This window comes from Veillonella denticariosi JCM 15641 (assembly GCF_002959855.1).
Taxonomy (GTDB): Bacteria; Bacillota; Negativicutes; order Veillonellales; family Veillonellaceae; genus Veillonella; species Veillonella denticariosi.
Window position 1 is genome coordinate 50,038 of the sequence record NZ_PPDB01000001.1, and the last position, 23,272, is coordinate 73,309.

22 protein-coding genes and 1 other annotated feature are annotated in these 23,272 nt (G+C 44.7%); of the genes, 12 read left to right on the forward strand and 10 right to left on the reverse strand.

The annotated features are described in order from the left end of the window. Positions 1 to 173: 173 nt before the first annotated feature. On the forward strand, positions 174 to 827 hold the full coding sequence (locus VEHSUH05_RS00240; protein ID WP_054674193.1) for a hypothetical protein: 654 nt from the start codon (positions 174 to 176) through the stop codon (positions 825 to 827). A 168-nt stretch (positions 828 to 995) separates the two neighbouring features. On the opposite strand, the gene VEHSUH05_RS00245 is transcribed toward VEHSUH05_RS00240, so the two are convergent. Further along, positions 996 to 1,511 (reverse strand): DUF308 domain-containing protein, encoded by a 516-nt coding sequence (locus VEHSUH05_RS00245; RefSeq protein WP_105090372.1) that lies wholly within the window; start codon positions 1,509 to 1,511, stop codon positions 996 to 998. 156 nt (positions 1,512 to 1,667) lie between these two features. Beyond that, positions 1,668 to 1,869: a binding site (T-box leader), on the forward strand. Positions 1,870 to 2,022: 153 nt separating this feature from the next. Here VEHSUH05_RS00245 and VEHSUH05_RS00250 point away from each other — a divergent pair. The 8 genes from VEHSUH05_RS00250 (at position 2,023) to VEHSUH05_RS00285 (ending at position 11,861) form a co-directional block, all read left to right on the forward strand. Beyond that, positions 2,023 to 3,561, forward strand: a complete 1,539-nt coding sequence (locus VEHSUH05_RS00250) for a 2-isopropylmalate synthase (protein ID WP_105090373.1) — start codon at positions 2,023 to 2,025, stop codon at positions 3,559 to 3,561. Next, positions 3,562 to 4,821 (forward strand): 3-isopropylmalate dehydratase large subunit, encoded by a 1,260-nt coding sequence (gene leuC, locus VEHSUH05_RS00255; RefSeq protein WP_105090374.1) that lies wholly within the window; start codon positions 3,562 to 3,564, stop codon positions 4,819 to 4,821. A 1-nt stretch (position 4,822) separates the two neighbouring features. Continuing rightward, on the forward strand, positions 4,823 to 5,314 hold the full coding sequence (locus tag VEHSUH05_RS00260; protein WP_054674157.1) for a 3-isopropylmalate dehydratase small subunit: 492 nt from the start codon (positions 4,823 to 4,825) through the stop codon (positions 5,312 to 5,314). A gap of 165 nt (positions 5,315 to 5,479) precedes the next feature. Next, positions 5,480 to 6,550, forward strand: a complete 1,071-nt coding sequence (leuB, locus tag VEHSUH05_RS00265) for a 3-isopropylmalate dehydrogenase (protein WP_105090375.1) — start codon at positions 5,480 to 5,482, stop codon at positions 6,548 to 6,550. A 340-nt stretch (positions 6,551 to 6,890) separates the two neighbouring features. Continuing rightward, the gene (locus VEHSUH05_RS00270) at positions 6,891 to 7,433 is read left to right on the forward strand and encodes a hypothetical protein (protein ID WP_054674155.1); all 543 of its coding nucleotides are present in this window, start codon (positions 6,891 to 6,893) and stop codon (positions 7,431 to 7,433) included. A 231-nt stretch (positions 7,434 to 7,664) separates the two neighbouring features. Further along, entirely contained in the window at positions 7,665 to 8,852 is a 1,188-nt protein-coding gene (locus tag VEHSUH05_RS00275) for an oxygen-binding di-iron domain-containing protein (RefSeq protein WP_054674153.1), read from the forward strand. 686 nt (positions 8,853 to 9,538) lie between these two features. Further along, complete coding sequence (locus tag VEHSUH05_RS00280) at positions 9,539 to 11,296, forward strand: S-layer homology domain-containing protein (protein WP_051435756.1); 1,758 nt, start codon at positions 9,539 to 9,541, stop codon at positions 11,294 to 11,296. Positions 11,297 to 11,447: 151 nt separating this feature from the next. Continuing rightward, the gene (locus VEHSUH05_RS00285) at positions 11,448 to 11,861 is read left to right on the forward strand and encodes a hypothetical protein (RefSeq protein ID WP_105090376.1); all 414 of its coding nucleotides are present in this window, start codon (positions 11,448 to 11,450) and stop codon (positions 11,859 to 11,861) included. Between the two features lie 205 nt (positions 11,862 to 12,066). On the opposite strand, the gene rbsB is transcribed toward VEHSUH05_RS00285, so the two are convergent. From rbsB to VEHSUH05_RS00330, 9 genes are all read right to left on the reverse strand, one after another. Continuing rightward, entirely contained in the window at positions 12,067 to 12,969 is a 903-nt protein-coding gene (rbsB, locus tag VEHSUH05_RS00290; RefSeq protein ID WP_105090377.1) for a ribose ABC transporter substrate-binding protein RbsB, read from the reverse strand. A 9-nt stretch (positions 12,970 to 12,978) separates the two neighbouring features. After that, positions 12,979 to 13,914, reverse strand: coding sequence for an ABC transporter permease (locus VEHSUH05_RS00295; protein ID WP_105090378.1), 936 nt, complete (start codon positions 13,912 to 13,914; stop codon positions 12,979 to 12,981). Then, a complete protein-coding gene (locus tag VEHSUH05_RS00300; RefSeq protein ID WP_105090379.1) occupies positions 13,914 to 15,395 on the reverse strand; it encodes a sugar ABC transporter ATP-binding protein in 1,482 nt (493 codons plus the stop codon). Before VEHSUH05_RS00300 ends, VEHSUH05_RS00295 begins: the two co-directional genes overlap by 1 nt. A 150-nt stretch (positions 15,396 to 15,545) precedes the next feature. Then, a complete protein-coding gene (gene rbsD / locus VEHSUH05_RS00305) occupies positions 15,546 to 15,959 on the reverse strand; it encodes a D-ribose pyranase (protein WP_054674146.1) in 414 nt (137 codons plus the stop codon). 289 nt (positions 15,960 to 16,248) lie between these two features. Next, positions 16,249 to 17,139 carry a ribokinase gene (rbsK, locus tag VEHSUH05_RS00310; protein ID WP_105090380.1) on the reverse strand — a complete coding sequence of 297 codons (891 nt, stop codon included), beginning with the start codon at positions 17,137 to 17,139 and terminating at the stop codon, positions 16,249 to 16,251. A 345-nt stretch (positions 17,140 to 17,484) separates the two neighbouring features. Then, complete coding sequence (locus VEHSUH05_RS00315; protein WP_105090381.1) at positions 17,485 to 17,811, reverse strand: type II toxin-antitoxin system RelE/ParE family toxin; 327 nt, start codon at positions 17,809 to 17,811, stop codon at positions 17,485 to 17,487. 4 nt (positions 17,812 to 17,815) lie between these two features. Further along, positions 17,816 to 18,097: a type II toxin-antitoxin system Phd/YefM family antitoxin gene (locus VEHSUH05_RS00320; RefSeq protein WP_095064828.1), complete on the reverse strand. Its 282-nt coding sequence runs from the start codon at positions 18,095 to 18,097 to the stop codon at positions 17,816 to 17,818. A gap of 234 nt (positions 18,098 to 18,331) precedes the next feature. Further along, positions 18,332 to 18,988 carry an NAD(P)H-binding protein gene (locus VEHSUH05_RS00325; protein ID WP_038116657.1) on the reverse strand — a complete coding sequence of 219 codons (657 nt, stop codon included), beginning with the start codon at positions 18,986 to 18,988 and terminating at the stop codon, positions 18,332 to 18,334. A gap of 122 nt (positions 18,989 to 19,110) precedes the next feature. After that, positions 19,111 to 19,632: a cysteine hydrolase family protein gene (locus VEHSUH05_RS00330; RefSeq protein WP_054674140.1), complete on the reverse strand. Its 522-nt coding sequence runs from the start codon at positions 19,630 to 19,632 to the stop codon at positions 19,111 to 19,113. Between the two features lie 572 nt (positions 19,633 to 20,204). Here VEHSUH05_RS00330 and VEHSUH05_RS00335 point away from each other — a divergent pair. The 3 genes from VEHSUH05_RS00335 to VEHSUH05_RS00345 are packed head-to-tail and all read left to right on the forward strand — an operon-like array spanning position 20,205 to position 23,238. After that, complete coding sequence (locus VEHSUH05_RS00335; protein WP_105090382.1) at positions 20,205 to 21,752, forward strand: tryptophan transporter; 1,548 nt, start codon at positions 20,205 to 20,207, stop codon at positions 21,750 to 21,752. Next, positions 21,745 to 22,557 carry an energy-coupling factor ABC transporter ATP-binding protein gene (locus VEHSUH05_RS00340; protein WP_054674138.1) on the forward strand — a complete coding sequence of 271 codons (813 nt, stop codon included), beginning with the start codon at positions 21,745 to 21,747 and terminating at the stop codon, positions 22,555 to 22,557. The genes VEHSUH05_RS00335 and VEHSUH05_RS00340 overlap by 8 nt, the downstream gene beginning before the upstream one ends. Positions 22,558 to 22,566: 9 nt before the next feature. Next, a complete protein-coding gene (locus VEHSUH05_RS00345) occupies positions 22,567 to 23,238 on the forward strand; it encodes an energy-coupling factor transporter transmembrane component T family protein (RefSeq protein WP_054674136.1) in 672 nt (223 codons plus the stop codon). Positions 23,239 to 23,272 lie beyond the last annotated feature (34 nt).

The following is a 23,272-nucleotide window of genomic DNA, read 5'->3' on the forward strand; positions in this document are numbered from 1 at the left end:
CATCTAATAAAGCTTGCACAATTATGTTAATTATGCGTACATCATTATAATCTCCTTTATATTTACTAACTATAGGCTTTAGAATCATGCTGTAACTAGTATTATATGAGCATCTGTTCCTTTAATGATATAATTTACTTAATAGATGTAGTTTGTTTATAGGGGATTGTATCATAAAAAAGATTGTGTGTGTATTGTCTGCATTAGCTTTCATAGGTTCTATCAATGTCGCCTCCGCAGATGACTTGATGCGGTTACGCCTTAACGGCAATTCTATTTATGACCAGCCTTATGGTGATCGAAATGAGTTTCCATGTCCTGATGGACTTGGTAGTTGTGCTATGACTGATACAGATTATAGAAGTACTCGCAAGGATCAAACGTTAGAGGTATTTGATTCTGTATATGAGGCTAAACAGCATTTGCACTTTAATTCTCAGTTGCCGATGGGGGTAGAGGGACTCCGTCCTATACATGTAGCCATTGTGGATCATGATGTGCTACAGGTGGTGTATGCGTATCATGAACTTTCAAAAGGAAAATATTTTGACAGTGTAAATGATATACCAAAATATATTAAGTATCGCGTATCTACAGTATCAGGTAATATCGCAGGCGATTATAAAGATTACTTACCTCAGAGAACAGATGTTGTGAAAGGCATGCCGGTGACCTATAGAATGGTAGATAATTCTGTATATTTAGCATCGTGGAAATATGAAAATCAGAACCATGTGTTCTTATTTAATGAGCCAGTTTCTATTGATAGGGCTAGAGAAATGATTAAGAGTGTACATTATTACGCTAATGATAGAGCGATAGGCTAGTTGCTAAATAAAATGGCTAGGAAAGCGTCTACCCACTTGCAAATGTAGTAGGCGAGTACATTTACCATGACGGTTGGCAAAATAAGATAGCTGCCACAAGAACGATATATAATCGCCATTGTGACAGCTATTTGGCAGTACTGGTCAATCTAATAGTGTATGGTTATTCTATTTTCTGAAAGCCTCCGCGATGGAGTGAATGCCGTCAAACAAGAAACCGAAAGCGATAAAGTAGATAAATGCCTCACCGGAAGCAATCGGCTTGAATATGAGTAACAGGCCTAATAGTAACAGAACAAGTGCGAGCCATTTTGCACTGCCGCCCAATAGTGATACCATGGAGTCGGCATTTCTGGATTTAATGAAAATGATGATAGCATCGATTACCATCCAGATACCGATTGTGATCGGGAATACCAACGGTAGGAATGCAAATCCGCCGCACACGAGAAAGATACCGAATAAAGCATTGATAATGCCGCCGATGAGATACCAGCTGCTACGCAATTCAGCGGGTAACATAAAATAATTCATAATGGAGCTGACTGCACTGACAAAAAAGATAATAGAAAATAGCCAGGCAAAAGCCATGAGATTAATAACGGGGTTTACTAGTAAGAATATCCCTAGGATAATGCTTACAATACCCGATAAAATAAAGAAGAATTTGCTTGAACCGCTCATAATAATTCCTCCAATCTTTGGTACTGCTTATTTTCAGTATGCGTGAAATCATGGTCTATGTCAAATTGTAATGATAAAATTGTGCTTTCACAAAACTCACATGTCCATCTGGTTGACACAGTTCTATAGAATGCCGTATAATACCCTTATATCTTAAATCAAGCGATGAACGGGTATAAAGGTTTACAAATCCTGCTTTCAGAGAGTTGCCGGCCGGTGCGAGGCAATAGAGGTTGTACGCCGACACTCTCCCGTGAGCTTCGGTGGCGAACGTCAGTAGTCATCGACGGTGGTTCCGTTATCGCCGAAACGAGTCCCAATTAGGGTGGTACCGTGTTATGAATATAACGCCCCTTTGAGCAACGACGGTTGTTCTGAGGGGCTTTTTATTTGTGAAAGTCTAGTAAATCATTGATTATACATGGTGTTGACATTGGCGATTTTATAAACTTTTACTATGGATAGATATAATACAGTGTTATGTTTTATGAGGATAGAAAAGGTGGCTATTATGGAACAGAATCGTATATATTTCTTTGATACAACGCTTCGTGACGGAGAGCAGACACCAGGTGTGGCATTGCAGACACCGGAGAAGGTGGAAATTGCGAAAGGTCTCGTGCGCCTCGGCATCGATGTGATCGAAGCCGGTTTCCCTGCCGCATCTTCGGGGGACTTTGAAGCGGTACAGACCATTGCACGGGAAGTAAAGGGCGCAACGATCTGCGGCTTGGCGCGTGCGAACGAAAAGGACGTGCAGAAGGTGGCGGAGGCCCTTGCAGATGCGGAGCGCAGCCGGTTGCATGTGTTTATCGCGACATCCGAAATCCATATGAAATATAAATTGAAGATGACTCGTGAAGAGGTGTTGGCAAAGGTGAAATCCATTTTGGAATTTGCTAAGGGTAAATTCGATGAAATCGAGTTTTCCGGTGAAGACGCGTCCCGTACGGATCTTGACTTTTTGTGCGAAGTATTCGGTGTAGCTATCGCCGGCGGCGCTACGATTCTCAACGTGCCGGACACGGTAGGCTATATGATGCCGCGAGAATTTGTCGATAAGATTCGCTACATCAGGGAACATACGCCGGGCATTGAAAAGGCGATTATCTCCGTTCACTGTCACGATGATTTGGGCCTTGCCAATGCGAACTCTCTGGCGGCTATCGAGGCGGGCGCACGTCAGGTGGAATGTACGGTCAACGGACTTGGCGAACGTGCGGGCAACGTCGGCATCGAAGAGGTTGTTATGGCTCTTAAAACGCGTCACGATTACTTCGGCGATCTTCAGGTACATATCGATACGAAACAATTTACAAAGGTATCCAAACTCGTAAGTCGTCTAACAGGCGTCGTAGTGCCGCCGAACAAGGCTATTATCGGGTCCAATGCATTCGCTCATGAATCCGGTATTCATCAGCACGGTATGCTCAACAATCCTGAAACTTATGAAATCATGACACCTGAATCCGTAGGGGCCGAGAAGACGAACATCGTTCTCGGTAAACACTCGGGGCGCCATGCCTTTGATGATCATTTGAAATCCCTTGGGTTCCATACTTTCACGGAGGAAAAAATCAACGATCTGTTTATGAAGTTTAAAGCGTTGGCGGACCGCAAGAAACAAGTGTACGACGACGATATTATCGCCCTTGTGGTGGATAATATTCACCATAAAAAAGCGTTCGAGCTCGTGGCTCAATACTACAAATTGGGGGAAAAAGGCTACGCATACGCTGATGTCCGTCTCATGACTCCGGATGGTGAAAGAGCGGATGCAGCGGTCGGCGACGGTCCGGTAGACGCATCCCTCAAGGCCGTTGAACGTGTGGTCGGTTTGCCGATCAGCTTGAAGGATTACCAGATCCGCGCCATAACAGCAGGCAAAGATGCCCTCGGGGAAGCAACCCTCAAGGTGGAATACAACGGTCGCCTGTACCATGGTCGTGGTATCAGCACCGATATCGTTAAATCAAGTGTGAATGCATATATCAATGCGGTGAATTCCGTATTCCTAGCTATGGAGCTAGAACAACAGGAGGAAGAATAAATGGGTATGACCATTACTGAAAAGAATATGGCTCGTCACGCGGGTCTCGATGTGGTTAAGCCGGGCCAGATTATCGAATGTCATTTGGATGCGGTGTTGATGAACGATATCACGTTTCCACCGGCTCGCAGAGAGTTTTTGAAAATCGGAAAACCCGTATTTGACCGTCATAAAATTTATCTGGTGCCGGATCATTTCACACCGAATAAAGATATTCAATCCGCTACACAGGCCAAGGTGATGCGCGACTTCGTACGTGAATATGGTATTACGAACTATTTTGAAGTGGGGCGTATGGGTATTGAGCACGTTATTTTGCCGGAAAAAGGCCTTATCGGTCCCGGCGAAATGATGATCGGTGCGGACTCCCACACGTGTACATATGGCGCGGTTAACGCATTCTCCACAGGCGTCGGTTCCACCGATGCGGGCGTGGCGATGGCGGAAGGCAAAACATGGTTCAAGGTGCCTGAAACCATCAAGGTTGAACTCATCGGAAAGCCGAATAAATGGGTAACCGGTAAAGACGTAATCCTCGATTTAATCGGACGCATCGGCGTTGACGGCGCTCGGTATATGGCGCTTGAATTTGCCGGCGAAGGCGTAAAGCACATGACCATGGCGGACCGCTTGACGATTTGTAACATGGCTATCGAAGCGGGCGGTAAATGCGGCGTATTCCCTTATGATGAAATCACCGAAGCGTATATCAAAGACCGCGTACATCGACCTGTTGAGCCTATCAATCCGGATCCTGATGCGGTGTATGCGCAAACGGTAACCATCGACTTGTCTAAATTGCAGCCGGTCGTGGCATTCCCGCATTTGCCATCCAACACGCATTACATTGGGGATATCGATAAAGATATCAAAATCGACCAGGTCATCATCGGCTCCTGTACAAATGGGCGCTACGAAGATCTGTTGGCCGCCGCTGAAATCTTGAAAGGTCGCAAGGTGGCTCCCTTCGTGCGTTGTATCGTGATCCCCGGCTCTCAGGATGTGTACGACCAGGCGATGAAGGACGGCCTTTTGGATATCTTCATTCAGGCTGACTGCGCCGTGTCCACACCGACTTGCGGACCTTGTCTGGGCGGTTACATGGGCATCATGGCCGAAGGGGAACGCACCGTTTCCACGACGAATCGTAATTTCCGTGGTCGCATGGGGCACGTGGATTCCGAGGTGTATTTGGCAAGCCCTTATGTGGCGGCAGCGAGTGCTGTACTAGGCCGTATTGCAGGGCCTGAGGAGGTTTAATATGGATTTTGAAAGTAAAAAAATCTGGCGCTACGGCGACGACGTGGATACAGACGTGATCATTCCGGCCCGCTATCTGGCAATTGCCGACTGGAACGAGTTGGCGGAACATGCGATGGAGGATATTGATACTACATTCGCTCCTAATGTGAAAGCCGGAGAAATCATGGTGGCCGGAAAGAACTTCGGTTGCGGTTCCTCCCGTGAACACGCACCGGGCGTTATTAAGACTAAAGGCGTGCCTGTTATCGTGGCGCATTCCTTTGCGCGAATCTTCTTCCGTAATGCCATCAACATCGGTTTGCCTGTTGTTGAAATCGGAGACCAGGTGGATAGAATCGATGCAGGTGATGCAATCGGCGTGGATTTGTCCAAAGGGATTGTGTATAACTTGACTAAAAATGAACAATACCAAGGGACGGAGCTGCCACAATTCATTCAAGATATTGCGGCGGCCGGCGGTCTTGTGAGCTTTGCGAAAAATCGCAAGTAGTATAGAAGAAACGAAACACGTATCTCAAGCCTCCAAAGCGAGCTAAGTCGGTTTCAAGGCATATGCCAGCTCTTACCCGATTAAGTGTTATTGCGATTTCTTCGTAAAGGGCACTGGGGGAGAGTATGAGGTTTGCAATCTTTTACTATATATTGGAGAGGTAAGATGAGCGAAAAGAACATTGTATTGATTCCCGGTGACGGTATCGGTACCGAGATTATTGCGGCGGCGAAGGCCGTGTGCGACGTGGCGTTTGAAAAGGCGGGCGTAGCGGTTAACTGGATTGATAAAAAGGCGGGCGGTGCGTCTATCGATGCATACGGCGTGCCGTTGACAGAAGATACGGTTGAGGCTTGTAAGCAGGCCGATGCCGTATTGTTGGGCGCCGTTGGCGGTCCTAAATGGGATAATGTAGATCCGTCGATCCGTCCGGAAAAGGCAATCCTCGGTCTTCGCAAGGAGCTCGGTTTGTTCTGTAATTTGCGTCCTGTTAAGATTTATCCGTCATTGCAGGAATATTCTCCGCTTAAAAAGGATCTTGTGCAGGATGTAGATTTTGTCATCGTTCGCGAGTTGACGGGCGGTATTTATTTCGGTGAACGCGAAGAGGCGCAAGGTGAAGGTGCTGATGAGTTCGCCTGGGACAAGGAAACATACAGCCGCTATGAAGTGGAACGCATCATGGATATCGCTATGGAGACGGCTCGAAAACGCAATAAAAAGGTCGTATCCGTAGATAAGGCGAATGTACTGGCGTCCTCCCGTTTATGGCGCAAAATTGCGCAGGAAAAAGCGGCTGCAAATCCGGATATCAGCACGGATTACTTCTATGTGGATAATACGGCGATGCAGCTCGTTGTAAATCCTGCTCAGTTTGATGTTATCGTAACGACGAACCTCTTCGGCGATATTCTTTCTGATGAAGGCGCCGTTATCTCCGGCTCTATCGGCTTATTGCCGTCCGCATCCATGGGTACCGGGACCGCTTTGTATGAACCGATACATGGATCCGCGCCGGATATTATGGGTCGGAACTTGGCGAATCCGTTGGGGACAATCCTGTCCGCCGCGATGATGTGCCGTCATTCCCTTGATTTACCTCAGGTGGCTGACGCTATTGAAAGCGCCGTGGAACAAGTACTCGTTGACGGATATCGCACGGGCGATATTTACCGTGAAGGAATGAAACGGATGGGGACAACAGAAATGGCGCAAGCGGTGATTGATCGCCTATAAATTCCTTTTAGTAAACAATAAGACTCCGATGCGCTTCAGTGACCACCCACCTCGTTCCACGAGGCCTCCAAGTCGCTCATCGGAGTCTTATTGTTCTATTCTTAGAATTTTTAGTCGTCAATCACCTAAAAAGGGATGCCACCCACTGCGTGCGCCAAGTCGGATTGAAAGGCCTTGTTTTTTGCGTTTACACCTATTCCGGGGATTGTTTTTAAATCGCTTGCTTTTTTCATAGCGCATTGCTCCTGTTTGCTAGAAATTCAAATGTTGCTTTTTCTATATTTTAGCATAATAATATTACTTGCAATGATTCTGTTGAGCTGAGCGCAAAGGGGGACTTATGACATCATCTACATACAGAGATTTAACGATTACTGCATTATTAATGGCCTTAGCCATCATGATTCCCATCGTGATGCCGTTGAAGGTCGTGATACCGCCGGCATCATATACCTTGGCGAGTCACGTGCCGATTTTTTTGGCCATGTTTTTATCCCGTAAGATGACGGCCTGCGTAGTCCTGGGCTCGACGTTGGGATTCTTTGTGGCCGGATTTCCTCTTGTCATCGTTATGCGCGCCGCATCGCATATCCTATTTGCGATGTTAGGGGCCCTTTATATCAGGAACCATCGAGCTGTTTTGTCCGGCGGCTTGTCGTTTGCCTTGTTTAACCTCGGCTGCGCTGTTGTTCATGCTATTGGCGAGGTTCTGGCGTGTCTGCTCTTTTACACTACGACGACTCTCCCGAATATCGATCTCGTGTACGTCGTATTCGGCCTTGTCGGTGGCGGTACCATCATACATAGCCTGGTGGACGGCTATATTTCGTTATATATCTATCGGGCGATTCCTAAACGGTTTTTACTTGGTGAAAGTAAATAAATTGTACCTATAGATACAGACATAGTTATGTGCTTTCAGTATAATGAGAATAAATCAGATAACCTATATGTGTTAAATGCATAGTATTAATCACCGCAACGTGATCAGGATATGTATCATGTGCGACGTTAGGGTATTAATGGATGTAGCACACATGGGCCATGTGTTGTTAAACAATCACGTGAAAGTAGCTATAGAGGCTCAACTTTCACGGGATAGATGGAGGTTATTATGAGAAAGCACATTAAAAACAATGTTTCGTGGGTCGGTAAAATTGATTGGGAACTACAGGAGTTTCACGGTTCCGATTACACCATCAATAACGGTTCCAGTCAGAATGCGTATTTGATTGAAGAGGAGAAGACGGTCCTCGTCGATACGGTGTGGAAGCCTCATTCTACGGAATTTATCGATAATCTCGAGTCTGAAATCGATTTGAATACGATTGATTTTATCGTATGTAATCACGGTGAAGTGGATCATAGCGGTTCGCTCCCTGCGTTGATGGAGCGGATTCCGAATACGCCGATTTACTGTACGGAAAATGCGGTGAAGTCCCTCGTAGGGCAATATCATCATCCGGAATGGAATTTCAAGACTGTTAAGACCGGCGATTCCGTGGATATCGGGAACGGCAAGTCTCTGGTGTTCGTTGAAATGCGTATGCTTCACTGGCCTGACTCGATGGCGACATATATGACGGGCGATAATATTTTGTTCTCTAACGATGCGTTCGGGCAACATTTCGCCGTAGAGGAACTGTGGGCGGACAAGGCGGATCAGTGCCGTTTGTGGGCCGAGGCTATGAAATACTATGCCAATATTTTGAATCCTTTCTCTCCATTGGTGAAAGCTAAGGTTGAGGAAATTCAAAAGCTCAACCTGCCGATCGATATCATCGCTACGAGTCACGGTGCCATCTGGCGTGAAAATCCTATGCAGATCGTAGAAAAGTATTACGAATGGTCTCAGGCGTATCAGGAAGATCAGATTACCGTCGTGTACGATACCATGTGGGACGGTACGAAGAAATTGGCGCATCGGATTGCAGATGAAGTTGCAAAACAATCTCCGGATACACGGGTTAAGATTTTTAACATCAGCAAGACGAATAAGAACGATATCATGACGGAAGTCTTCAAGTCGAAAGCCATCGCCGTGGGATCGCCGACCGTGGGCAACAGCGTACTTTCATCCGTAGCGGGCTGGCTCGATTTCTTGCGTGAATTAAAGTTTAAGAATAAAAAGGCCGCTGTGTTCGGCACATACGGCTGGTCCGGTGAGTCGACTAAGGTTTTGCGCGAAGAATTGACGAAATTCGGTTTTGCCGTAGTAGAGCCGGAAATTAAATGTAACTGGAATCCGGAACAGATCGATTTTGATAAGGCGGCACCGCTCGTAACGGCTTTGTTGAAATAGTAATCATGTAACCTTGTAACGGTTTTGTGTAGCGGTTTTTCTTGGAATAGTAAAATTAAATAATATAATAATCTCTCTGTATACTGAAGTTCATTTTTTAATAGTTAATATATAGCACTATTAATGGGTGAGGTGTAGATCGTATCTACCACAGGTCATACAGAGGGATTTTTGCAATTATATTCAAATTATATAAGTATATATAGTTCCGTATATCTGTGCGTTTATGAAGAACTGCTGAAAAATTCACAGCTTATAGGTCATTGTTAAATGAAAATTATGTGATTTGCAGCGTATAGTGTTTTTATAAACTTATAATTAACTGGTTTATTTATAAGTTAAGAAAAATAATATGTAAAAAATGACTCTTAATATGAGGAAAAATCTACACTTAGTAGGAATTTGTCGATTTGCTGAAAATAGTAGAAAAGTTTAATTTGACGGCATTTACAGACTTCATGAAGAAATCTTAATGAGACAATGTAAAGAAAATACTTGTATCTGTTTCCGATATCTGATATGATGTGCGGGCAATAAACAATATAAATTATTCTTAAACCAAGAATGGTGAAATGGAGATGAAATTTTATATTTCTGAACCTCTATTCTATCATGAGAGCCGTGGTATTAATTTATATTGACTGTATATCAGGTTAATAAGTTTAATCTAAAGTGAAGGTGTAAGAATGAGAGAAAACAAACATTCAAAAAATTTAGCGTATGCTGTATTGGCTGCTGTTGCAGTCGGTGCGACTGTAGTGCCTGCGAGTGTGACAATGGCGGCAAGTACTGACTATGGTACAGGAAATACTATAGCTAGAGGTACAAGTAATGCTACTGTTATCGGTACGGGTAACAGCGTTATTCCTGCGGATCATAGTTACCGTGATCGTAATTATATTAATGAACCCGATGATTCGACTCGCGTGGAAGGTAACTTTGGTTCCGACTCTGTTGCGATTGGTAATGAGAACATCGCACGAGGTAGTAGCGCCATTGCTATCGGTGATTTATCTCACGCAAATTTGAGTGAAGCGACAGCTATCGGTCATAATGCACAGGCTGATCGCGTATCCTCCACGGCAATCGGTACGCGTTCAGGGGCTCTTGCTGATCGTTCTATAGCTATCGGACATGAAGCACTTTCGGGTGGTTATAAAGCTAATGCAATCGGTTCTGATGCACGCACTTTTGGTAATCACTCTAATGCTATGGGATCTTCCGCGTATGCGAATGGTGAGCATGCACAGGCGTATGGTGCTGGCGCAAATGCTGAGGGAGAACGTTCCAATGCATTCGGCTCTGATACTAAAGCAACTGCAAATTATGCAACTGCTATCGGTGATAAAGCGGAAGCCACTACTGAAAACTCCGTTGCATTAGGTCATTTATCTGCTACACGTGCGGCTACCAATGTATCCAGTGCAAGCATTGCTAATCACACATTCGGTGGCTTTGCCGGTACTTCCCCTACAGGTTCCGTATCCGTAGGTAAAGAAGGTCAGGAACGTCAAATTCATAATGTGGCTGCCGGTGAAATTTCCGCTACATCCACAGATGCTGTAAACGGTAGTCAATTGTACTCCGTAGCAAATGATTTGCAAACACAAATCACTAACGGTATTAGTACTGAAATTACCAATGTTAATGGCCGTATCGGTGAATTGGGTAAACGTATTAATCGCGTAGGTGCTGGTTCTGCTGCATTGGCATCCTTGCATCCATTGGACTTCAATCCGGATGATAAATGGACTATCGCTGCAGGTTACGGTCATTACCGCAACGCGAATGCAGGTGCTTTAGGTGCTTTCTACCGTCCTAATGAAGATACAATGATTTCCATCGGAAGTACTGTAGGTAGCGGTAATCCTCAATTAAATGCAGGTATATCCTTACGCCTCGGCAAACGTGCTCCGGAATCCCGTTCCCGCGTAGCTATGGGTCGTGAAATTGCTGAACTTAATGCACGTCTTCAAGATATGGAAAACAGATACAATAACTTGTTACAAATCTTGAATCCACATGCTATCGATCCTAGCAAAACTGCTGAATTCCCGGATGTTCCTAAAAATCATTGGGCTTACCAATACATTAGCCAATTGGCTGGTAATGGTATTCTTGTGGGCTATCCTGACGGTACGTTCAAGGGCGATGTGAAGATGACTCGCTATGAATTCGCAACTATGTTGTATCGTGCACTTCAAAACGGTGCTCCAATCGATGACAATATGCGTCGTGCAATGGATGAATTCGGTCCTGAATTACAAAACATCCGTCTTAACCATTATCGCATTGACCGTATTTCTGGTGATGATAATGATCGTCATAAGACAGAACGTGTTCGCGTTAATAACGAACCTAAAAACGAACGTGACGTATATGGTTCCCGTATCTCTGCAACAAGTACAACAACTACAACAGATACAACCACTCCAACAAAATAATTTCTATAGATGGCCGTCGGCTATCTATAGAAGAGATGCATTCTCCTTTCAAAGCCAACCGTATCCTTCGGATGCGGTTGGTTTTTTGTGTATCTATATGGCTGAGGATATAATAAATTGATGTTTTGTTAGTGATGGAGTGTGCGATAGTATGTATGAACTTGTAAATGAAGCGAATTTAATTATCTCATTTGATATGGACGTTGAATTATCTGGATATGGAGTATTTGGCGTTTATGTCAGACAGGGATATAATACTTGTTCCGGTTATATTGATCCTAGTGATTGGACAGGAATCGAGAATGGTTATAAGGAGTTAATTAACTTGTATCAGACATGCAAAGGGCAGGCTACCTTTTGTTATTGCCTGACTGGTGGGGGTAACAAAGTTGTATTTTCCTTAGACTATAAGGGTAGTTTGAAAATTGAGGTTAATATTGTTGATTTTAATTACAGGGGTGAAATGACGGTAGAAGGTCTTGATCAAACATATTTGCCTAAATTTATTAACTTTTTTAAAGAGTTTCTAGAAAGAAAACCTATCGATAAATATAATGAAATATAGTATAGCGAATAGCTATAGGTTGAGAAAATATGATAAATAAAACAGCCGCAATGCATTTGCATTGCGGCTGTTTTCATGCCAGTTTCCATATATTCATCAAGATACAGGTTAAAATCAACAGGCGTCTAGCCACTACAGGCTGACATCGGTGATTTTATTTGTATCGATGGGGTGTTTACCCGTTTCTACTTACGGGATAAATGTCTTATTTTTTAACAACTTTAAGATCTACAGGGATTTTAGCTTCTACAGCTTCGCCTTTGATGACTTTTTGAGCTGTATCGATAGCGATTTTACCCATCTGATCCGGTTGTTGAGCAATTGTTGCAGCCAATGTGCCGTCTTGAACAGCTTTGTCCGCATCCGCAGTACCGTCAAAGCCTACGATAAAGATTGTTTTACCTGCGGATTTAGCGGCTTGGATAGCACCCAGTGCCATTTCGTCGTTATGAGCGAAGATAGCTTGTACATCCGGATTAGCTTGCAACATGTTTGTCGTTACATTCAAGCCTTTTGTACGGTCGAAGTCAGCGCTTTGTTTTGCCACGACTGTTAAGGATTTGTCAGCTACATTATGGAAGCCTTGGCCGCGTTCACGCGTTGCGGAAGCACCGGGGATACCTTCAAGCTCAGCTACTTTAGCACCATTGCCTAATTTATCAGCGATAAGTTGTGCCGCCATTTCGCCGCCTTTTACGTTATCGGAAGCGATGTGAGCTACTACCTTGCCTTTGTCGGCGGAGCGGTCAACAGTGATTACAGGAATGTTTTTAGCATTTGCCGCTTCTACGGACGTAGAAATCGCTGCGGAGTCTACAGGGTTGACGATCAATACGGATACGCCGCTTTCAAGCAAATCGGAAATATCATTTGCCTGTTTTGCAGGATCGTTTTGCGCATCAACGATTTTGACTTTAAGACCGAGCGCCTTAGCTTGGGCTTCAACGCCTTCTTTCATAGACACGAAGAATGGATTATTCAATGTGGAAACAGAGAAGCCGATCGTGCCGGATTTTTTGTCGCCGCCGTTATCGGAACTTTTACCACAGCCCGCTACAAGACCGATAACCATAATGGCCATCACCAAAAGTAACAATAGTTTTTTCATAGGAACCTCCTAGGCTTTCTTGCGGTCTGCAAGAACCGCCAATAAAATGACAATACCTTTTACGACTTGTTGATAGAAACTGGAAACGTCGAGAATATTTAACCCGTTGTTGAGGGTACCGATAATGAGGGCACCGATGAGAGTGCCGACGATATGACCACGACCGCCTGCAAGGCTTGTACCGCCAAGAACCACCGCCGCGATAGCGTCCAGTTCATAGCCTGCACCTGCTGTCGGTTGTGCAGAGTTAAGACGAGAAGTGATGATTGCACCGGCGATGCCGCAGAGCATACCGGTTAAGGCATACACGAAGATTTTAACGCGGTCAATCTTGATACCGGCAATGTAACTGACCTTTTCGCTGCCCCCTACGGCGTATGTTTTGCGACCTAAGGAGGTACGGCTCAATACGAACCAGAGGATGATGAAAGCCAGAAACATTGTGATAGCCGGTACCGGAAGGCCTGCGATGTCCCCCTGGCCGAAGGCGTGGAATAGAGGGTCCTGCGTAAGTCCGGAAATCGGATTCCCGTCGGTGAATACCAAGGTCGCACCGCGGTAAATTGTCATCGTCGCCAGTGTAGCGATAAATGGAGCTACGCGGCCGTAGGTGATAACGAGACCGTTGATGCCGCCCAATACGAGGCCGGCGCCCGCCGCTAATACAATGGCTAATACAGGGTCAGTGCCAGTTACGATGAGGTTGGCCATCACCGCACTGGAGAGGGCGAGGATGGAGCCGACCGATAAGTCGATGCCGCCCGTCAGGATGACGAAGGTCATACCGAAGGCGATAATCGCATTGATGGATACTTGGCGCAACAAGTTACGCAAGTTAGAGAATTCAAGAAAACTGTTGTTCATGACAGAGATGATTACAAATAATAAGATGAGGCCGATGAGGGGGCCTAATTTTTTTACATATTGCAGAGCTTTGCTGTCCATTATTGTCCTCCTGTGGCTAATGTCATAATCGATTCCGGTGTTGCATCGCTGCGGTCCAAGATACCTGCTACGCGCCCCTCATGAATGACCATGACGCGGTCGCTCATGCCCAGCACTTCAGGCAACTCGGATGACACCATGATAATGGACACACCATCGTTCGTTAACTCGTTCATTAAATCGTAAATATCACGCTTGGCGCCGATGTCGATGCCGCGCGTCGGTTCGTCCATGATGATGATGGACGGCTTTTTGCCGACCCATTTGGCGATGACAACCTTTTGTTGATTGCCGCCTGAAAGGGACGATGCGGGCTCGTGAATCGACTGAGTTTTAACGCCCAGCTTTTTAGATAATTCGTCAGCAAAGGACTCCAGTTTATTTTTATGTAATACATGGGTTGGGCAAATTTCGCCGAGGTTCGGCAATGTAATATTGGAACCGATGGAAAAATCGAGGATCAACCCTTCGCTCTTTCTGTTTTCCGTGATGAAAGCAATGCCCGCCTTGATGGCATCTTCCGGCTTTTGGCAGTTGAGGACGGACCCGTTTACCGTGATGGTTCCGCCGTTGTGTTTGTCCACACCGAAGATGGCGCGCATGATTTCAGTTCGGCCCGCCCCCATAAGGCCTGCCACACCGAGGATTTCACCCTTTCGTAAATTGAAGGAAATATCATTGTCGAAACCGTGCGGATGCAAGTTATCTACGCTCATGACGACGTCGCCAGGTGTTGTGGTGCGGTCCGGATAGAATTCATCGATGGAGCGCCCTACCATATGGCGTACTACCTCGTCTACGGAAATATCCGCGGTGGGCTTGGTGATGATCGTGTGACCGTCACGCATGACCGTAATGGTGTCACACTCGCTGAATACTTCTTCCATGCGGTGCGAAATGTACACGATGGCAACGCCGTGTTCTTTCATTTTGCGCATCATCTTGAATAAGGTCGCCGTTTCACGTTCCGTAAGGGCTGCTGTCGGTTCGTCCATGATGACAACCTTCGCATCTAACATCAGAATACGAAGAATTTCCGTCATCTGCTGATGACCGACGGAGCAGAGACCCGCTTCGGTCGTGAGCGGCAGTTCGATGCCCAGTTCGCGGCATGTATCCTGCGCTTCTTTGAGCATGGCCCTTTTATCGAGCATACCGAATCGTGTGCGCTTCGGTCTCATTAGATACAGGTTTTCCAACAATGTTAAGTTCGGCCAGATATTTAGTTCCTGATGAATGAAGGCGACGCCGTTCAGCTCCGCCTCCCGCGGATTTTGAAAGGTGCGCTCTACGCCGTCGATGGTAATCGTACCGGCATCCGCCTTATGAATACCGGTGAGGATATTCATGAGGGTAGACTTGCCGGCGCCGTTTTCGCCCATCAAGGCGTGAACCTCGCCCTCCTTGAGGGTAATACTCACATCGCGCAGTACCTGGTTCGTACCAAATGCCTTCGCAATGCCTGACATAACAATTTCCATAACTACTCCTATATTACTGGTGAAAGTATCGATATCGTATATATCATATGTATATATGACCTATATATGCATATATGATTTAAATAGTATATATATGATTTAAAACTATGCATTTACATCATATATTCAGGACTTTATCGATTATATCATTTACGGACGGTCGCTGAAAATACAGTCGGCACGTAAGATTATATTCGCATACGGCGATACTTCACCGGTCCTGATAATGCATTTACACTGTTTTGTCGCTTCTTTAAAAGCATCATGACTCGTTTCAATCCACTCGAATTGATCCGGTGGAAAGGTAGAAGCTAAAAACTGGTGAGCACCAGCGTTTTGCTGTTTCATTTCTTGGGCGATGTGAATCGCCTCTGTTTTCATATGTTTAGCGATGATGGATACCACCTGCTCAAAGCCGGGTACACCGAATTCTAAGGCCAAGTCGATTTTTTGAACCCCTTCAGGTACCGGTAAGCCGCAATCGGCGATACAAATAGTATCTGTGTGGCCGAGATCCGCAAGAACCTTGGCGATATGGCTATTTAAAATGCCGTGTCGTTGCATAGATAACTCCTTTTTCTATTCCCATGAGTGAGGCGTTAGAGTCTCATTCATTAACTCTCTCTGCTATAAGAGGATAGTTGCATCTATTACTTGAAGAACGTATAGCTTGGATTGAACAGGCCTTTCAAAGCGACTTTACCTTCACTGTGGATTTCGATTCTTGAAATCTTACGTTCAGGACTAAGTGATGTGTGGCTCCCATGCGTCGCGTTGCTCCTCTGTTAGCTCACACCCTACTTATGGCCTGCGAAGGCGCCCGTTCAGTGGAGCTTTTAAAGGCCTGTTCAATCTATACGTGTTCCGCTAAGAATGCAGCGACTTCGTCCTTTGTCGGCATGCCGCCTTGAGCACCCAGGCGCTGGATGGAGAGGGCAGCCGCCGCATTCCCGTAATGTAAGGCATCAGCGAGGCTTTTACCATTGACGATAGCCGTCGCAAAGGCACCGTTGAAGGTATCACCGGCACCTGTTGTATCCACCGGCTCAACCTTGAAGCCTGATACCGTTAGGATTTCGCCCTTGTCGGCATAGCCGACGCCCCTGCTGCCGAGGGTAACGATGATTTTATTTTCGTTAGCCAACAAAGTTTCTTCCGTAGATTGGTCAGGGTAGAGGGCTGATAGCTCATGTTCGTTTGGAGTGATGTATGTTGCCAATTCTAACCATTCAGGACTGAGATCAGCTGTCGGAGCCGGATTTAAGAGGACTTTCACATCGGCCTCGTGACAACGACGCACGATATATTCGATAGTCGGAACAGGAATTTCGTTTTGAACCATTACGAGATCGGCCTGCTCGATAGCGGACCACGCGTTGTCTACTATGGATTTATCGACCTTCGCGTTAGCACCGGCAATAACGATGATGCTGTTGTCACCTTCGGCTAACGTGATGTGAGCTGTACCTGTTGTAGTGTCCGGCACAGTGACAATGTAGTCTGTATTAATGAAATTTTCTTTCAGATTATCTAAAATCATCTGACCGTATGCATCTTGACCGATGCAGCCGACCATAGTGACCTTTGCACCTAGACGGGCAGCGGCCACCGCCTGGTTGGCCCCTTTGCCGCCGTGAGCGATGTGCAATTCGTTGCCCATAATGGTTTCGCCTGCCGCAGGACGTTTATCCGCGAGGACTACAATATCCATGTTGCAACTGCCAATAACAACAATGTGATTCATAATAACTCCTTAATAAGTCTTAGCGCTTAGTGGGACTAAAAATGTTTATCATTTATTTTTATACACAAACTTTGAGATGTTTTATACAGTAAAATGTATATATTATATTAATGTAATCGATAATCGCATAGGCGTTTGCTTTCACGTATCTATTAGTATAACTTAATCATTTATTAGTATAGCCTAAATACGCGAGTTTATCTATATAAATATCTATAAAATATGGGAATAAAAAAGGTATACTCTGAAATTGCTTTACATGAGTAAAAATGTACTGATTGGATTTAGGATATACCACTTTGAAGGGTATTTAATTTTTAAAGAAGCACTGGTTTAGTTCAAATGTTATAATCCGTTTAGTATATTTACATAATCCTGTCGTTGATCAAGTATAGAGATTAAATAAATAGTTCTAGTTTCCTCTACAACTGTGTAGACAATAATAAGCTTTTCTAAAATCAACATTCGAAAGTCACTGTCATTAAGTGCTCTAATTTTAGGTGTAGTCCCCATATATGGATGATTCATAAGATTTGAAATTGAATTTTGAATATTTTCTTTGACTTGTATAGCTGTTTCTTTTGAAAACTGCATAGCTACATAAAGTATTTGCTGATGTAGCTCTTTATTGAACTTTTCAGTAGGAATGATTGTGTAGGTTTGGGATTTCATAGATTTACCCCATTTGCTCTAGCATTTTATCAATACTGTTGAAAGTTTCATCAAGTGTAGTGGTACGACCTTGAATGATATCGTTTTGCCCTTCTACAAGAGAGGATAGTAATTCTATTTTTGACTTTAACATATTGTAAGTATTATAGCCGAGACTTACGGTGTCTCCACGACCATTTACAGTAATAATAGCAGCCTCATTTTTAAGTTGTAGGGATTTAGAAATTTCAGGATACTTATTTCGTAAATCAGAGGATGGACGTATTGTTTCACGTAATATTCCCATAGTTATCTCCTTATAGTTTTAAAAGTGTTAGTTTATTATTTGTATACTATAATTATATCATTTAAACGATATAATTATAGTATGTAAATATATATGAGGCATTTATTTAAAGGGTTTTAACTAGATATTTTAATCATATAATGATATATAAAAAGACTATCTCCATATGTATTGGAGATAGTCTGATATTGGTATATAGTATTTTCTTTTTTCTACTAAATTTAATGTTATATATTAGTGAAAGCTTGGTTTATCAAAGTGTGTACCCGGTTCGCCGACACCGATGCTGGCACGGGTAAACGGAGTTTCATCATCTGCGTGTAAGATGTCGAAAATCGCTTTCACAACGGCCTCTCGAGATACCTGGGCGTCGTTGAACTGAGAGCCTTCAGGAATGAGTTCGTAATCGGTCTTTTCCGGATCATTGTAAAGCCATGTGAGGCGTAGGATAGTGTAGTTTAAATTAGATTCGCGCAACACATTTCGGGCCTGGCGTTCGCCTTGTACGTAACTGATAGGTAAGCTGTCAAAGGTCCATTTTTCGAGGGCTGCCGGGAATTCACCGGACAAACCGGCGATGGAAACACCGATGATGCGGCGTACGTTGTTACGACTTAGGGCTTTTACGATGGCGGCCATATCGCTGCCGGATTCCATAGCGTTCACATATACAACCTCGGCATTAGTCACGGCCTCTTCCAATTTTGCGGGATTCTGAAAGGAACCCTCTATAACGGTGATACGTTCGTGTGCATAAATCTCGGGATCCAGGCGCCGTTTTAATTGACGACCGTACAATGTGATATGCATATCTGTGTATGTTAATAAGGTAGCAGTCAATTTTTGAGCAATTTGGCCCGCAGCTCCTAAAATCGTAATATACTTATACATAAAAAGACCTCCTATGTTCGGGCATAAATATTTGGTGAAATTTTAACATACATATATGACAAATACGTGAGAAAAAATGGTGAGAAATAATTTTTTGAGAATTGCTTTGAGATTCTGAAAGTTTAATTATTGCCTAGGATTTCTTTTGTTGTTTTTAGCTGTGCGAATCGATTTTGCCAAATTTTTTCTTTGTAGAATGATAGGATTTTATCGGCGGATAGATGATCATTGTCAAAGGTAGAGACGGCATCTTCGACGATGGTGAGATTATAACCATATTCAAAGCCTACTTTTAGGGAGGTGTCGATACAGAATTCCACCTGCATTCCTACGAACGTTAAATCGGTAATATTTTTGTTGTTTAAATATTCCTTTAATTCAGTATCTTTGAAGATACTGTTATAATATTTATTGAAGATCTTTTCGTTTTCCTGCGGTTTTAATTCGTAGTAGATTTGCCAATTATCGCTACCCGTTACCAATAAACCTTCAGCTTCAGAGTGTCGGATAAAAATTACTTCTATATTTTGATTTCTGAAATATTGAATGATTGCTTTTGTATTTTCGATAAGATTTTTCGCATCATAAGGGTTTGCCTTAACTAAGCCTTCTTGTATGTCGATTACGATTAATGCCTGCGCCATGAGGAACCTCCTTGTTAGGATATATAATACATATATTATATACTAATATTTTTAAGATTATTATCCTCACGGTCAAAATTGTTGTTAGTAAACGAAAAAGGTTAATGTTAATTGCAGGCTATTAGGCTACTCCTGATGTACCATAAGAACAACTACTGTTGACTATCTCTGTATAGAATGCTATCCTATATATGACAAAGGAAACGAAGATATGGAGATATAGAGTCTTCATACAAATAAAAATAGCAGGGTTGCCGCCCTGCTATTTTTGTTGTGCTGGTTACTAACGAGAGTGCCGGTCCAGCCACTTGCAGATATAGTGACAAGTTATACCTGCTATGACAGACACTGCTAAGGAAACGAAAATATCAAACAGAGTCTTCACCTCCTTTCTGTTACCAGAATGGAGTAGTAACATTTCAATTATACAATGAATATATATGCCTTTCCAGACACAATGATTACATATTTATTTGGTGGACGGCACATCAAACTGATAGAACACTGCGTGCAAAACTGATAGAACAATGATAAAATAAATCCATATATATTTTTATAGAAATGAGGCAATTATGGAACGGATTCAGGATCTTGTGTATACCCATGTGCAGGGTGGTCAGTTCAGGTGGGTCACGGTCAGCACGTTGATGCTGGCGTTGGGGGCTATTTTACATTTGGTGAGCCCCAGTGTATTGGGTGTAACGCCGAACTGGATGATTGCTACGTACTGCGTGGCTATTTTATTGACGCGGCCCAGTTTGAGTCAAACTTTAGGGATTGGACTTGTGGCGGCGCTCATCAATGTGTTGACGTCTAAATCGGCATTCCCGTACGGTAACTTGTTGTCCGAACCGGGTGGTGCGTTGACGGCGGTCCTCGTAGCGCGTGCTATGATGTCCGTCAAGTTCCATAAAATTGGCGGCTTTGATATTACGCCGGTTATTACGGGCTTTATGGCGACCGTTGTGTCCGGCGGTATTTTCGTAACGATTTTGTGGCAGATTCTCGGATTGCCGAATAATGTATATATGTACGGTATGTGGCCTATGGTACTTATCGTCGGTGCGTTGAACGGCGCCATTACGCCGATTCTATACATTCCGGCTCAGCGGTTGTTTTCAAAGCGCGGTATGTTGCCGGATGCGGATCAGTTAACATCGGATCATAGCGGCCTCACCATTTTGCCGGAACGGCAGGCGAAAATTTCCATCGAGCATATGAATTATTATCATCCGAAGGCGACCGCTCCGACGTTGGAGAACATCAATCTCGATGTGCATGACGGTGATTTTCTCGTCGTGACGGGTCCTGCCGGTTGTGGTAAAAGTACCCTCTGTATGGCGATGGTAGGGGCGGTGCCTAAATTTTACGGCGGTCGTCTCGAAGGCATGGTCTTCGTAGAAGGGAAAGCGACGACACAGCTTGAAATTCCTGAATTGGCGAATCACATCGGGGTTGTTCTCGCCGATTATGATACGCAGCTCGTAACGATGACCGTTCGCGAAGAGGTGGCATTCGCCATGGAAAATCGCGGATATCATCGGGATGTGATTGAAGCGCGTTCCCAAGAGGTGTTTGAACAGGTCGGTCTCGTAGGTTTAGAGGACCGCAAGATTACGAGCCTTTCCGGCGGGCAGCGTCAACGGCTGGCCATTGCCTCCGTTTTGGCTACAAATCCGTCTATATTGGTGCTCGATGAACCGACCAGCTCTCTTGATCCCGACGGTACCGCGGAATTGTATCGAATTGTGGGCGGCTTGAACCGGAATCACAATATTACCGTTGTGGTTATCGATCATGACCTTCATGCCGTGTTGCCGTACGCAAATCGGATGGCTCTCATGGTGGACGGTTCCATCGTGTGCGATGAGGACGTTCCTACAACGCTTCGCTATATGTACGAGCACAATATTCACGTCGATGCATTGCCGTCCGTATTTACAACCTATATGGAACTGGAACAGGCGGGTTTTCATAGTGATGAACCTTGGCTCAGTATCGAATCCGCTATCAAGGGCCTGCATCAGCTGGAAATGGCGCATGCCATTCAGGTTGAGGTCCATGGTGAAAGTTCCGTTGATGAAATCGTAAAGGGAAAGGACGGTGGCACGCATGCTTAAGATTGAAAATGTAAGTTTCGGCTATGTGTCGACCGTAGATATTTTCCGAAATGTATCTTTCACAATCGACGGCGGCGAATATATCGCCATCGGCGGTCGCAACGGTTGCGGTAAGACGACGATTACGCGTCTGTTAGTGGGCCTTGAAAGTCCTACGAGCGGTCATATGTATTATAACGGCACGGATATTACCGCGATGCCCGCATCAAAGCGTGGGCAGTTTATCGGTTACGTGTTTCAGCAACCGGATCGCCAGATGTTCAGACCGACCGTTGCTACGGAGGTTGCTTTCGGACCGGAATCGCTCGGACGCGGTAAGGACGAAGTCAACCGCATCGTTGAGGATGTTCTCGCTAAAACGAGGATCTCTCACCTGAAGGATGCCTATCCTCCGACGTTGCGACGCGGCGAAAAGCAACGCGTTGCCATTGCATCGGCTCTTGCGATGCAATCTAAAATCCTCATCCTTGATGAACCGACCAGCGGTCAGGATGGCAAGGAAACGAAGGAATTGCTGCAGTTATTGCGTCAACTGAACGATGAAGGCATTACGATTTTACTTATCACACATGATATGGAAATCATGGCCGGCGAATGCAGTCGTGCCCTTATCATGGGACATCAGACGCTCGCCTTTGACGGTACGCCGCAGGATCTGTTTATGAAATCCACCGACGAATTACTTGACTTGGGACTTACGAAGCCGCCAAGTGTGGAGCTTTCACTGGCGGTACCGAAATTAGGTTATTGCAAGTCCATGGATGAATTGAAATCGAAATTAGTGGCTCAGTTGAGCGGGAAATAGGAGGGACATATGGAACGTTTAGTACCGTTAACAAAAATTTTGATGACCCTCGCCGTATCCGTGTGGGCCATATTGCTTCGAGACTGGCCGTCCTTGTTAGCGCTGGTGATCTTCGAATTGGCGGTTCTGCTCGTATTCGGTCTGTTAGTAAAACAATACAAAACTGTTTTTGCATTGATTTCATTTGCCGTGTTTTTAGGACTGATCCAATTCCTCGGCAGCGGCGATGTGGAGTCGGCTATCGTGTCCGGCTTGCGGATGCTTGCTATGACATTAGTGTTCATCGCTCTTTTGGCGACGACAAAACTGCAGGATTTGACGGCGGCCCTCGTAACGCAATGCAAAATTCCTTATGAATACGCATTTATGTTTACCGCGGCGCTTCGCTTCGTGCCTGATTTTATTGCTGAAAGCCACGCCGTACAGGAGGCTCAGGCCTGTCGTGGTTTATCCTTGGAGGGAAACTTTATCAAGCGCATCAAATCTTATGCATCTGTGATTCAACCGTTGCTCCTGAAATCCTTGGGACGTTCCGAAACCATGGCGCTGTCCCTGGAACTGCGGGGCTTTGGCGGACCGACGCATAGCTTTGCGGCATCGGTGGGACTTCGTTCACTTGATTATGGCGTTATAGCGGGATTAGTAGTTGTTACCATATTAGTTTTCGTACTATATAATTGATTCTTAAGCTGTTGTAGCGATATGCTATGACAGC